General features: G+C 45.0%; 12 protein-coding genes and 1 pseudogene. 7 read left to right on the plus strand and 6 right to left on the minus strand.

Annotated features, from left to right (window positions below; all coding sequences use genetic code 11):
• The first annotated feature begins 60 nt into the window (after positions 1–60).
• Complete coding sequence (locus tag PY364_RS17230) at positions 61–216, plus strand: hypothetical protein (RefSeq protein ID WP_275524326.1); 156 nt, start codon at positions 61–63, stop codon at positions 214–216.
• Positions 217–320: 104 nt separating this feature from the next.
• Here the strand turns inward: PY364_RS17230 and PY364_RS17235 are convergent.
• From PY364_RS17235 to PY364_RS17245, 3 genes and pseudogenes are all read right to left on the minus strand, one after another.
• Positions 321–470, minus strand: a pseudogene (locus PY364_RS17235) (peptide-methionine (R)-S-oxide reductase); the annotation flags it as partial.
• Between the two features lie 82 nt (positions 471–552).
• Positions 553–2,472: a hypothetical protein gene (locus PY364_RS17240; RefSeq protein ID WP_275524327.1), complete on the minus strand. Its 1,920-nt coding sequence runs from the start codon at positions 2,470–2,472 to the stop codon at positions 553–555.
• A 115-nt stretch (positions 2,473–2,587) separates the two neighbouring features.
• On the minus strand, positions 2,588–3,811 hold the full coding sequence (locus tag PY364_RS17245) for a glycosyltransferase family 4 protein (RefSeq protein WP_275524329.1): 1,224 nt from the start codon (positions 3,809–3,811) through the stop codon (positions 2,588–2,590).
• A gap of 130 nt (positions 3,812–3,941) precedes the next feature.
• Between PY364_RS17245 and PY364_RS17250 the strand changes: the two genes are divergently transcribed.
• Positions 3,942–4,412: a tetratricopeptide repeat protein gene (locus PY364_RS17250; RefSeq protein ID WP_275524331.1), complete on the plus strand. Its 471-nt coding sequence runs from the start codon at positions 3,942–3,944 to the stop codon at positions 4,410–4,412.
• A 126-nt stretch (positions 4,413–4,538) separates the two neighbouring features.
• A complete protein-coding gene (locus PY364_RS17255; protein ID WP_275524332.1) occupies positions 4,539–5,486 on the plus strand; it encodes a glycosyltransferase family 2 protein in 948 nt (315 codons plus the stop codon).
• A 222-nt stretch (positions 5,487–5,708) separates the two neighbouring features.
• On the opposite strand, the gene PY364_RS17260 is transcribed toward PY364_RS17255, so the two are convergent.
• On the minus strand, positions 5,709–6,359 hold the full coding sequence (locus PY364_RS17260) for a hypothetical protein (RefSeq protein ID WP_275524333.1): 651 nt from the start codon (positions 6,357–6,359) through the stop codon (positions 5,709–5,711).
• Positions 6,360–6,562: 203 nt separating this feature from the next.
• Here PY364_RS17260 and PY364_RS17265 point away from each other — a divergent pair, with 203 nt between their 5' ends.
• From PY364_RS17265 to PY364_RS17275, 3 genes are all read left to right on the plus strand, one after another.
• Positions 6,563–7,732, plus strand: coding sequence for an IscS subfamily cysteine desulfurase (locus PY364_RS17265; protein WP_275524334.1), 1,170 nt, complete (start codon positions 6,563–6,565; stop codon positions 7,730–7,732).
• 347 nt (positions 7,733–8,079) lie between these two features.
• On the plus strand, positions 8,080–8,988 hold the full coding sequence (rnhA, locus tag PY364_RS17270) for a ribonuclease HI (RefSeq protein WP_275524335.1): 909 nt from the start codon (positions 8,080–8,082) through the stop codon (positions 8,986–8,988).
• 135 nt (positions 8,989–9,123) lie between these two features.
• Positions 9,124–10,254, plus strand: a complete 1,131-nt coding sequence (locus tag PY364_RS17275) for an AI-2E family transporter (protein ID WP_275524336.1) — start codon at positions 9,124–9,126, stop codon at positions 10,252–10,254.
• 35 nt (positions 10,255–10,289) lie between these two features.
• On the opposite strand, the gene glgX is transcribed toward PY364_RS17275, so the two are convergent.
• Positions 10,290–12,359: a glycogen debranching protein GlgX gene (gene glgX, locus PY364_RS17280; RefSeq protein WP_275524337.1), complete on the minus strand. Its 2,070-nt coding sequence runs from the start codon at positions 12,357–12,359 to the stop codon at positions 10,290–10,292.
• Positions 12,360–12,510: 151 nt separating this feature from the next.
• Here glgX and PY364_RS17285 point away from each other — a divergent pair, with 151 nt between their 5' ends.
• Positions 12,511–12,711 (plus strand): hypothetical protein, encoded by a 201-nt coding sequence (locus tag PY364_RS17285; RefSeq protein ID WP_275524339.1) that lies wholly within the window; start codon positions 12,511–12,513, stop codon positions 12,709–12,711.
• Here PY364_RS17285 and PY364_RS17290 read toward each other — a convergent pair.
• Positions 12,705–13,091 (minus strand): DUF202 domain-containing protein, encoded by a 387-nt coding sequence (locus PY364_RS17290; RefSeq protein ID WP_275524341.1) that lies wholly within the window; start codon positions 13,089–13,091, stop codon positions 12,705–12,707. The genes PY364_RS17285 and PY364_RS17290 overlap by 7 nt on opposite strands.
• Positions 13,092–13,331: the final 240 nt, after the last annotated feature.

The following is a 13,331-nucleotide window of genomic DNA, read 5'->3' on the forward strand; positions in this document are numbered from 1 at the left end:
GAGTTAAGATATAAATTACTTATAAGCAACGGTCATCAGTCTGTTCAACAGGAAATTCTAATGAATACTCAAGTACGCAAGGAATCGAAGACTCCGCTTCCTGACGAAGCTCAAAGCAATAGTATTAATAGTTCTGACTTTGATAATTGGGCAAAAGCAGTCAAACGTCAGATGATTGCAGCACTCTCCAAAAAAGGTGCGATCGAACGTCCCTAAAGTTACCCTCTTTAATTGCTAGGCGGTTGAAACCGCTACTATACAAACTTTTGTCCGCCTAATTGGACTAAAGAATAAAGAGGGTATTAAAGTTGGATTCGGTCTCACTCTTTAGGAACAAACTTAAGCGCCGCTGAATTCATGCAATATCGTAGTCCAGTCGGTTTGGGGCCGTCATTAAATACATGGCCCAGATGAGCGTCACAGGCAGCGCACAGCACCTCTGTGCGGCGCATAAACAAACGGTAATCTGATTAGTGGTGGGTGATTGACTCTGACATTAATATTAGCCGCAGTGGGTCAATTAGAATATCTCAATGTAACCAAAGAACTCGCCTAGCCAGATTTCCTCTCAACGGCCGCCAATAAACGCAGCATACCATCGCGAAGTTGAAAAGCCTTTACCGTTGCTACCTCAATCTTTTGCTGACCATTTGGCATCGCCACCTCAATCTTAATCTTCGGGTCATTGTGCAGGCCTAACCGCTTCCAAAAACGCTTCACCTGAATAGAGGGAAAGGAACGCAGATCCAAGTCTAAAAACGGAGCCTGAACCAAACTTCTCCCATCAAAAAAACTTGTCACCTGCACTTGATACCAAACTTCTTGGGCTGCCAATTTTAGGCCTTGATTCGGTTCCGGTACTTGCCATTGTTCTGGATCTATACTATTAATTGGAAAAGCTGAACCAGTAATTTTACTCGTGTGACCCTCGAAACTTTCTAACTCAGAAACCGCATCACCCAGTCGATCGAGCAATCCCCGGATACGAGATTTAGTTTCGCCGTCAGTGTCAGGTAGTCGATCTAGCCAAGCAGCGGCCGATCGCTGACCTTCCTGAGCTGCTACAATTAAAGCCCCCCAAGCCTTTGCCCCTTCATCCTGTGAATTGACCTTCAGCGCCGCATCTACGCGATTCCAGAGGCGATTGCCATCATTTTTCAGCATCGCGGCAATTTCAGAACTACTCCCCAAATCCGCCTCAAATACTTGCAAAGCTTCACTCCAACGACCATCAATTAAATCTGCGAGAACTTGCTGACTGGGAGAAGCCCAAGATGCGATCGCCTGAGACCGAGTAACATTAGCGTGAAACTTAATCAAATCTAGCTGCGCTTGCGCCTGCGGCGACCAACCCCCCTGCGCCTTAGTCTTCAAAGCCCGCATCATTCCCAAAGCCGGCGACCACAAGCCACTTCTAGCCAACCGCAGCGCAGCCTTGTAAGCAGGGTCTTTTAACGCCGGTTCTTCCAAAGAAATTGCCGTCAACTGAATCGGGTTAGGTACAAACTTCCGAGGCTGAACCTGATAAATAGTAAATTGCGGTTCTAAACCTATAGTTTGATCGATCGCCAATTCTGGTTGGCCACCCCCCGTTACCTGTTGCCAACTCGGAACCTTTCCCGCCGCACCAGTCCACTCCAATAGAGAGAGCAAATGAGTTTGGCTAGGATTATAATGAACCACCTGCCCGTAGGGAATTTTCTTATCTGCCCGCAATAGTTGACCGCTGAGGTTAAACCAAGCCCCCGAACTGGGAACCTTACCCTCAAAGAGTCTCAAAGTTGTTAGCGGTAAAGACTTATTTGAGCCTTGGCTGTCATTAGCATCAGTGTGAGAAGCAATTACAAAAGATTCCGCCGGGCCTTCGACATTCACAGAACTCGCTAGCCGATAATATTGCTCAGTTTCATCACCTTGATAGGCAATTTGCACTGGCTGATAAACCCGCAATTCGACAATCTGGCGACAAGGATTTTTACACACTATAGACGTAGTGGGCTTCCGTTCTACCATCACAGGTACTAGCAAGTCTGGAACCTCGCGTTCGCTAGATTTCTCCTTGGGAAGCAGTAGCATTTCTCCGGGTATTAGTCCCACTTGCCCCAAACTGGTTCGGATTTGGGAGAGAGTCTGAATCGATTTACCGCTAGCAAAGGGAAGACGCGACCATTCTGGCAAAAACTGATTGATCCAGATGCTTGCATTCGGATCGACAATTAACTGGTAACTCAGCCAAGCACCTCCTCCCATTGCACCCGCACCACCCCACAAAACGGTAAGGGCGACAAAATTGGTAACTGCCTTTTTCCAGAAGAACTTAGCGGTGGATTTTACCAGCTTTGGCCTGGATTTTTGAGGATTTTGGCGTTGCTTGTTGACCGCCTTCCGGGGAAGTTGCGCCTTTCCCTGAGCTATTTTGACGTTCTCAGGAGGTTTTCGCTTGCGATTTGCCGGCTCAATCTTGTTTTCCATCGGTGGCGGGGGAGGGGGAGAGGGGGCGAGGGGTAGGGCTGTTTTATTGTTTTTAAATCTTATAGTCCGCCAGGGGGTTTTAACCCCTGGCGGGTTCTAGGAGATTGAATCAGTTCTAGAGAAGATGGGGAGGAACTAAGCAATCTTTCAAAACTTGCTCATAGCGTTGACCTATTATTTCCCAGGTATATTCGGTTTCAATTAGCGATCGCGCATTTACTGACAACTCCTCCCGCAGTTGTCCATCTTCAAATAAGCAACTAATCGCCTCAACATACTCCTCAAGTTGGTTCCCTCGCAAGGCCCTTAAAGGCGATCCTTCGCCATCAACGGCTAGTCCTTCTAAACCGCGATCGCTAGCTACAACAGGGGTTCCCGCTGCCATCGCCTCTAAAGTTTTATTTTTAATTCCTAAGCCAATTCGCATCGGTACTGCACAAACTGTAGCTTGATGCAAATATTTTGCCATTGAAGGGACTTGACCCGTTACTGTAATTCCAGGTCGCGATCGCAATGCCAATACCTCCGCTACTGGTTTTGATCCCACTATAGTCAGGGTAGCGTCAGGATACCGCTGCTGCAAGGCTGGCAACACTTCTAAACTCAGAAAGCGTACTGCGTCAATATTTGCCAAATTATCCATTGCCCCGATAAATATTAATCTATGTCCCCCCGGATCTACTTGTCTGTAGGGAAATTTTGCTAAATCTACACCGTTAGGTATTACTTCAGTAGGAAAGTTCTGTAACTGTCGCCGATCTTCCTCTGTTGTCACCACAATGCGGGAGAATTTGGAACAGTAGCGTTTTTCGTAGCGAGCGAGTAAAGGTAGATTGAGGCGATCGCGCAACGGTTTCTCGGAAGTACCAGTTTCTAGAATTTGTCGGCAAGTACCGTAAACTGAACTGTGAATATTTACTACCGTCCGCAGCCGTTTGGCCCACTCAGGACGTACATAAATCTCATTAACGCTATGTTCGCAGGCGATCGCATCGCATTTACCGGCTTCCACAAATTCATCTACCCAATTTTGCATCGCTGGAGAGTAGATAGATAGTACATTGGGAGGCGTTCCTTCCCATAAAAACCGACCAAATCGCTGCACCTTTCCCTGCCATCCTAAACCAAGGGGTATCTGGGGACGAGGGAAAATAGCTAACTCTTGGACATACTGTCGTAGTTCCTCTATTTCTCTATCTGTCACGTCGTGCGATGACAGTGTTGCCAGAGTGATAGAATGTCGCTGACTCAAATATTTCAACAAATTAAAAGTTCTTACTTGAGTTCCCCCCCGCCCTGGCGGATAAGGAAACGTTGAGGAAAGCATTAAAATCTTCATATTGGTATGCAAAAAGTCAACAAAAAAATATTAGGACGTAGCCAGATATCCTTATTCTCTCCTAGATCCCTAAATCCTTCTTCCCCTAACCCCTAACCCTGAGCATCGTAGCCCCTAGTCCCTAGCTATAATGGACGATTCATCTATCAAAGCATTACTTGAAGACCTCAAAGACTCTAACGAAAGGGTTCGCGATCGCGCTACTACAGAACTGTGGCGCAGTTGGTTTGAGCAAAAGGGAGCCTACGGAATGGAAATGCTCAGGCGATCCCAGATTTTACTCGATGCAGGTGACTTTTCCCGTGCCTTAGATATCCTGATGAAACTAATATCAGATAGTCCTGATTTTGCCGAAGCTTGGAACAGACGGGCTGTACTCTATTACGCTCAAGGTGAGTATAAAAAATCTCTCACTGATTGTGAAGTAGTTCTCGAACTCAACCCGATTCATTTTGGGGCGCTGCACGGTCTTGGTTTATGCTACGCTGCCCTTGGAAATTATAGAAAGGCTATCCCTGCTTTTCGTCGCGCATTGGAAATTCAACCCTATTCCCTAGTCAACCAAAAATTAATTCTCGAATGTACCGCTCGACTTAATTAAAATTATACACTTCTAACATAACGCCGCTGATTCTATTCCCTTCTTCCCTGAGCATCGGAGCATCGGAGCATCGGAGCATCGTAGCTATATATCCCTAAAATTTTAAACTAAAACTTATCTGAACTCGTGGCTAAAATTAGTGTTTGTATTCCTACTTACAATCGCGTGCATTTACTATTAAGCGCCATTGAAAGCGTTTTAAAGCAGACTTATACAGACTTTGAGTTAATCATCTGTGACGATGGTTCAACTGACAGCACTCCGGTAATTATGTCTGAATTTAATACTCCTAATATTCGCTACATCCGCCATTCTCAAAATATTGGGAAAAGTAACAATATGCGCTCAGGTTTTGCCACAGCGAAAGGGGAATATTTTATCAAGTTTGATGATGACGATCGGCTGGTTCCAGAGTTTCTAGCGCGGACATCTGCTATCCTAGATAAAAGCTCGAATATTGATTTTGTGAGCACAGATCACTGGATAATTGATAGTCAGAATTGTCGCGATCGAATCGCAACTAAACTCAATTCAGAGCGATGGGGACGCAGTGAACTTTCTGCTGGAACGATCGATAATTTGCTAGAGGTAGTTTTTATTAAACAAAGCCTGCAAGTTGGCGCAACTTTATTTCGCCGTAGCGCTTTGCAAGAAGTTGGTTTTATGCGCCCCAACCTCCAAAACTGCGAAGATAATGATTTATTTGTCCGTCTTGCCATAGCGAGGAAAAAATGCTATTATTTATCTGAATTACTAATGGAATATCGTTTTCATTCAGAACAGCAAGGTATTAACCGAGCCATCCCTTATTTAAGGGATAAATTGAGTTATTTAACGAGCTATGAGTTTGATTCAGAAAAGCTGGAATTAATTAGACTTAAACGGATTGCAGAAACAGAATTAGTGCTAGGTTTGCGATTAATTGAGATTGGTGAAACCGAAAAAGGTCGGGAGATGATTTTGGCAGGAAAGTCTTTTTCAACGTCGAAAACATTGACTGGTTTAGCAATTTCATTTTTGCCGATGGAGTTACGGAAAAAAGTATTTAAAATTTTGCGGCAATTACGCAATTGAGACAAAATAATAATGCTAAGTAGTCGGACATAAATAAACGCAACCATGTCATTGCGAGCCCAGCGAAGCATAAGCCCTTCGGGCAGGCTACGCCAACGCAGGGGTTTGGGATTGCTAAGCCCTAACGGGCAGGCTACGCCAACGCTGGGCTCGCAATGACATTATTTATTTTTGTCCAACTACTTAAAAAATTTGGTACTTTGTGCGTAAGTCCTGTTAACGCTAACTTCTAGTGTGTCTCTCCTGTAACTTTTCCATTTCCTCCTGTACGCCTACTGCTATTTGCAAAGCCTCATTTAACAATCGCCCTTGCTCGCTCGCCCTATCGTTAATTTGCAACGCAGTCAAAGCTCGGAAATTAGTATCAAACATATCGGCATTACTAGCAACAAATTTTTTATTTTCCCTGAGAATCCTCTCTGTTTTTAAAGCTCTAATCAAATCTTCTCTAATCAGATGCAAAGCTTCAATAACTTGTTCTCGATTACGAATAGTCACTTTTTGATTGCCAGCTTCTTCTATATTATCGTTAATTTCAATAGCTTTAATGATAGCATTATATCTATCCACATCGTCAAAAAGATTAACAAGATGTTTATTTCTGCTACTCAACCAGATTTTAGAAACGTCATCAACTATTAAGGCGACAGCCGCAGCTAGATGCAGGACAATCAATAACAAATAGTATCTCGGAAATATTAGCAAAAGTAGCAAACAACTAATGGCAACTAAAGCAATAACAGCTAAAGTTTTCAACCCTTCAGTGACAAACTTACGGAGTGCAGGTGGTCTGTACGTGCGGTCTGTTCCTACACCACTTAGGCGCTTGAGTTCACCCTTAGTAATTTCTAATCCCTGGATATCAGGTCGCATAAATAATTTTAACTGTTAATTTTAGTTGCAGGTGCTGGCACTGGTATAGAATAATCTAACACCTTGCTTGTAACTTTATAATTAGCTACTATGCTTGATATCTAAGTTGCAGCTATAGGAACGCTACACTGGAACGACCAAGTTGACAACTCAGTTGCCTACAATACGCGATCGCCAACCCAGTTGCCCAATTCTCTTCAACTATGTCTCAACGCCCTATTTACCTAGACAATCACGCGACAACCCCTGTTGATGAACGGGTACTCGCTGCCATGCTTCCCTACTTCCGGGAACACTTCGGCAACCCCGCTAGCATCAATCATATCTATGGTTGGGAAGCTGAAGCGGCAGTCAAACAGTCCCGGCAAGCGATCGCAGATGCCATCAATGCCTCACCCGAAGAAATTGTCTTCACTTCCGGCGCAACCGAAGCGAACAATTTAGCCGTCAAAGGTATTGCCGAAGCTTATTGCAACAAAGGCAGACATATCATCACCGTAGCAACGGAACACAACGCCGTGCTCGATCCCTGCCATTATTTGGAAAAATTGGGATTTGAAATCACCTTTCTCCCCGTCCAAAGTGACGGACTGATCGACTTAGGCAATTTAGCAAGATGTATCCGAGCCGATACAATTTTAGTCTCGGTGATGGCTGCTAATAATGAAATTGGAGTAATCCAACCCATCGGAGAAATTGCGGCAATTTGTCGCGGTGCAGAGGTGTTTTTCCATACAGATGCAGCACAAGCGATCGGCAAAATTCCTCTGGATGTCCAGGCCTTAAAAATTGATTTAATGTCCTTGACAGCGCACAAAATTTATGGGCCAAAAGGCATCGGCGCTCTTTATGTTCGCCGTCGCAACCCCAGAGTTCAGCTTGCGGCGCAAATGCACGGTGGCGGACACGAACGGGGAATGCGTTCCGGTACACTTTACACACCACAAATTGTGGGATTTGCCAAAGCTGTAGAACTGGCAATTTCAGAAATGGACTCGGAAGTGGAACGGGTGACAAATTTGCGTCAACGGTTGTGGGACTATTTATCTCCTTTGGGCGACATTGTTATCAATGGTCATCCTATTCATCGCTTGCCGGGAAATCTTAATATCAGTGTAGATGGAGTTGATGGTCAAGCGCTGCTGCTAGGACTACAACCTGTTGTAGCTGTTTCTTCGGGTTCGGCTTGCACCTCTGCGAAGATAGCACCTTCTCATGTGCTCGAAGCGATCGGGCGATCGGAAAAGTTGGCTTATGCTTCGCTACGTTTTGGCATTGGTCGATATAGTACCGTAGAAGAAATTGATACGGTAGCTAAACACTGTGTAGCAACTATCAAATCTCTGAGAAAAGTAGCAGTTGCCGAAGTTTAGTTTTGCGATCGCTCAGATACGATTGGTGCTGAGTGATTAGTGGTTAGTAGTTAGTAGTTAACTAATGAAAGAAACATTTTAAATTGGTGGGGATTTTTAACAATGATAACCCCATCTTTTTTTGACCACAAACTGGACTTACGCAAAATATGTAACGCCGCCAACAAGCACGGTAAAGAAACCGCCAGGATGGCGGCGTTACATAAAGCGTGCGTAAGTCCTGACAAAACGTTTCAAAGCTGCACAGACAAAGCTTTCGAGGGGGTTTTCACCCCGTGATTCCTTCTTCCCTCTTCCCTCTTCCTTCTTCCTTCTTCCTTCTTCCTTCTTCCTTCTTCCTTCTTCTTATGACTCTTCCCAAAATTAAAAGCATATACACTGATGGTGCGTGTTCTGGCAACCCTGGCCCTGGTGGGTGGGGCGTAGTCATCTGCTTCGCTAACGACAATATTCAGGAACTCGGTGGTGCCGATCCTAAAGCTACAAATAACCGCATGGAGATGCAAGCTGCGATCGCAGCTTTGGAATGGTTCGCTAAATCGGGTCAAACTGAACCTGTCACCCTTTACACAGACAGCGAATATCTCAAAAACGGCATTACAAAATGGATTCAAGGATGGAAAAAAAAGGGTTGGAAAACCTCAACAGGTGCTCCCGTGATCAACCAAGACCTCTGGGAGTTACTTGACGAACTAAATTGTAGACAGATACAGTGGCAGCACGTCCGAGGTCACTCAGGCGATCGTTATAACGATCGCTGCGATGCGATCGCTCGTGCCTTCTCTCTCCGTCAAACCCCCACTCTACAACAATTCGAGCAAACCACTAGCGGAGAATCAACTAATTTCAAACCTCCATCCCCATCTTTATCTTTCAATACAATTGTTTCACAGGCAACGGACAAAATTGGTAACAAAACGATAGAATCCAATCTCGTAGCCCCTGACCTTCTCATCTCCAATTCTGCTATGATCGACTCCACTGCCGATTTCCTAGATAACTTGCCACGCGAGGTGAGGGTTGAGCAACTCCGCAACCTGATAGAAACCTTGCACATTGCTGATGAAGTTGCCACTAAAGGCTATTTAATCACAAGTTCTGAATTGGCTGACCTCATGGATGTTAATGCCAGTGCTGTTACCAGTCGAGGCGACAAGTGGGTTTGGCGTAACTGGGTGGTATCTAGGGCACGCCGCGAAGGCAACCAAATTCTTTGGTTACTAGAACGCATAGACCATGTTAACTCTAATGATTAGGTAATAGTTAACAGTTAACAGTTAACTGTTAGCTGTTAACAGTTAACTGTTAACTATTACCAAAGATTTGAATTTTGACTTCTGAATAATGTATTCTAGAGTGATTTTATAAAGGGGAATGGGGGAGTGAGATAGATGAACTTTGGACAGTGGCTGGGCTTAGTCGCTCTGATACTTTCTCTCTCTATTCTTTGGGAAATTAGGCAACTGTTGCTACTGCTATTTGTGGCAGTAGTCTTTGCTATTGCCCTGAACAGACTTGTCCGGTTATTGGGGCGAGTAGGAATCAAGAGAGGTGTCGCTTCACTGATATCATCAGTCGGTTTGCTAGCACTCATTGGGCTGTTTGGGGGACTTGTTGTACCTCCTTTTCTGAGTCAGTTTAAGCAATTAACCCAATTAGTACCTCAAGGGTTAATATTATTGGAGAATTTGATTAACCAGTTGTTTGTCTGGCTACCTACCGAGGCTCGTCAATATCTCCCCAGTGTTGGAGAGTTGGGCAATCAAGTTCAACCTCTGGTAAGTGGACTAGCTAACAACTTTTTTAGGCTGTTTTCTGGTTTTCTAAACCTTACAGGTGGTTCGCTATTTGTGATCGTAATTACTATCATGTTGCTGCTTAATCCTCAAGCTTATCGCCAGGGTTTTTTGCGGCTATTTCCCTCTTTTTACCGCCGTCGCGCTAATGAGATTTTCTCTCTTTGCGAAACTGATTTGGTGGCTTGGATTGTGGGTACGCTATTCAATATGTTAGTGATTGGGTCAGTTAGCGGGATTATCTTGCAGATTTTGGGGGTAAAATTGGTTCTAGCCAATGCTCTGCTGGCAGGATTTCTAGAGGCTGTACCTAATGTGGGGCCTGTTTTGAGTACGGTTGCACCGGCTGCGATCGCTCTCCTAGATTCTCCCTGGAAAGCTCTTGCAGTTGTAATTTCTTACTTTTTGATTCAGCAGTTAGAACAGTTTTTGCTAGTTCCTATAGTTATGGGTCAACAGGTTTCTTTGTTACCTGCGGTGACGCTGTTAGCTCAGATTTTCTTTGCATCTTTCTTTGGTTTTTTGGGTTTATTTCTCGCTCTCCCTTTGGTGATTATTGTCCGAATTTTGATCCGCGAAATATTGGTGAAAGATGTGCTGGATCGATGGGAAGGAAATGTAGACTGGGAGAGTAAGAAAAGTGGAGAGGAGGAGAGGGAGAAAGGGGGAGAGAGGGAGACTGGGAAACTGGGAGAAACTGAAGATTTTCCCCCAATTAGCAATTAGCAATTAGCAATTAGCAATTAGCAATTACCAATACTTCAATGCAACTTCGATCGCGCTATGAGTACGATAGCGGATCGGGCCTCTGCCTGATAAGCTTTTCCTGTAAAAGGTGGCGAGACTTCTGGAGGGGAAAAATCATCAGGACTTGCTAATGCAGTATCGACAATGCGATGCCAAGATTCCTCTCTTCCTAGGGGCGGCAATTCAAATGCTAGGGGTTCCCAGTAGGCATTGAGTATAATGTGCAGATTTTCCCCAGCTTTGGGATGTCGGAGAGTAAAAGCTAGAGCGTGAGAGTTAATACTCCAATCTGGCTGGCCTAAACGCACTCCGTGCCAAATAATATGGGGTTCTTGACTGCCAAAGGTAACAGTTAATATTTTTTCTTGGTGAAAAATCTCTAGGGAATGAGAAAACTGGATTAGCCCTTTGACAAAGCGCACTAAACCTGAGTGTTCTTCTACACCATTCCAGTTAAACCAACTCAATTCGTTGTCTTGACAGTAACCATTGTTGTTACCTTGCTGCGATCGCCGCACTTCGTCCCCCATCAGCAGCATTGGCGTACCTTGAGAAGTCAGGATAATCGTGAAGAAATTCTTGATCAGCCGTAAGCGCAAAGCTTCAATGGCAGGGTCGTCTGTTTCTCCTTCTAAACCGCAATTCCAGCTAAAATTATCATTAGCTCCATCGCGGCTATCTTCGTTATTTGCTTCGTTATGTTTTTCGTTGTAGGAAACTAGATCGTTGAGAGTAAAACCATCGTGGCAGGTGATAAAGTTAATGCTGCGGTTGGGTTCGCGGTCAACTTGGGGGTAGATGTCGGGACTGCCCATAATCCGGGCGGCTAGTCTGACTAAGGTTCCTGGAGTTCCTTTGACGAAACGTCGTACTTCGTCTCGGTAAGGGCCATTCCATTCGGCAAAGCGATCGCCGATAAAGGAACCTACTTGATAAAGTCCCGCTGCATCCCAAGCTTCTGCAATTACCTTGGCGTTTACCAAAATTGGGTTGGATTCGATCGCCCACAAAATCGGTGGATCTGTGAGAGGATGACCTGATTGGCTGCGAGAAAGTACTGAGGCTAAATCGAAGCGGAAGCCGTCTACGTGCATCTCGGAAACCCAGTATTCTAGGCTATCAATAATCATCCGCCCGACAATATCGTTATTACCTTTCAAGGTGTTGCCGCAACCGCTGTAGTTACTATATTTAGCTGGGTTTTCGCCCAGAATGTAATAAGCTGCATTCTCTAATCCCTTAAAGGAAAGTGTCGGCCCATCTTCGCTACCCTCAGCCGTGTGATTAAATACGACATCGAGGATGACTTCAATTCCGGCTTTGTGCAGGGCTTTAACCATATCGCGAAATTCGTCTACGGGCCCAAGGGGATCGCTGCGGTAACTGTAGGCCCGATGGGGAGCGAAAAATGCGATCGTACTATAACCCCAGTAATTCTTAAGTCCGGGCCGCACGTCTTGTTCGTCAAATTCGTGGACTGGTAGCAATTCGACTGCGGTTATACCTAATTCTTGCAGGTAGGGGATTTTTTCGATCAGTCCTGCATAAGTGCCGCGTTTTTCAGGGGCCACCCCAGAGTTAGGATTGCGCGTGAAGCCGCCGACGTGCAGTTCGTAAATTAGAGTCTGAGAATAGGGGCGGCGTTGGGGAATATCCCCTTCCCAGTCGTAGGTGTTCGGATCGACAACTACGCCTCTGAGGGCGGTTGAACAATTGTCTCCGGGAAGACAGGCTGCCGATCGGCTATAATTTTCCCATCCTACGACTGCCAGAGCATAGGGATCGAGGAGGACTTTTTCACCATCGAAGCGCAGTCCTCTTTCTGGGTCAAAGGGGCCGTAGGCGCGGTAAGCGTAAATTTGCCCTGCCCCAATACCGGGAATAAAGACGTGCCAGTAGTAGTGAGTTCTGTTTTCTTTGGGATCAAGTTTGATGACGCGATCGGGTTCGGGTGCGTCAGGGGCGTGGAACAGCAGCAGTTCTAAAGCTGTAGCGTTTTTGGAGTAAATGCAGAAGTTAACGCCTTCGGAGATGACTGTAGCGCCGAGGGGGAAACTTAAACCGGGTAAGATATCAGAATTCATAAGGTCTATTTCGGTAAATCCAGAAAGTATAGCAACCGCCAAGGCGGTTAGGGGTTAGGGGCGCTTAGGCTAGGGGCGCTTAGGCTAGGGGCTAGGGGAAGCGTGAAAGAAGGGGAAGAAGGGGAAGAAGGGAATAGAATCAGCGAGTTTCATGAACTCAGAACGTCTTAACTGCCAAGAAGGTTGCTATAAGATAGAAAATCAGATGATGATGGTGCTTGCCGATCGCTCAATTGTTCACTTGCCTCTAAGTCCGATAAAATTGTACAACACTCAGCAGCACACTCTACTGCGATCGCTACCCCTCTACCAAGCCCTAGCAATCTCAATATTAGGAATTAAATTTTATTGAAATAATACCAAATATATAATCCCTGTTCCTAAAAGCGTGACCGTAAGACTTAAAAGAATAACCCAGCGATCGCGTGGTTCATGGACATCTAAATCAATGTCGTGGCGGACGGCAAAATAGTGTTGAGTTGACATCAACACCGTCCCTAAAGCAACCAGAGCAAAAATTATACTTAACTTCCAGCCAACGCCAATACTGGGAACCAGAGGCGGATGAAAAGCTCGCAGACGAACAATCAGAACCGCAAACGCCATTAGTGCGATCGCAGTCCGCATCCAAGCTAAATAAGTGCGCTCGTTTGATAAGTGTTCCCGCACCCGCGACTCATTGTCCTGCCTTGATTTTACATTAACTTTTCTAGTTTTCAACCGCAACTGCATCAGTAATACTCCTAATTTTTATTAAAAATGATAATAAAGCCTAATTTTCCCCCAAGCATCAATTATATCACCTTATCCCTGATCCTCCCCTTGCAACTTTCGCTAGGATTAGATTGAAAATATCAGGACTTTTAACCCTTAATAGTTAGCAGTTAAACGTTAATGATTAATCGTTAAATGTTAGCCAAATGGCGAAGTATTGATTGGCTATTTGGCTAAAGTCAGCAAATGAGTAAATTT

The organism is Kamptonema sp. UHCC 0994 (assembly GCF_029167235.1).
Taxonomy (GTDB): Bacteria; Cyanobacteriota; Cyanobacteriia; order Cyanobacteriales; family Microcoleaceae; genus Kamptonema.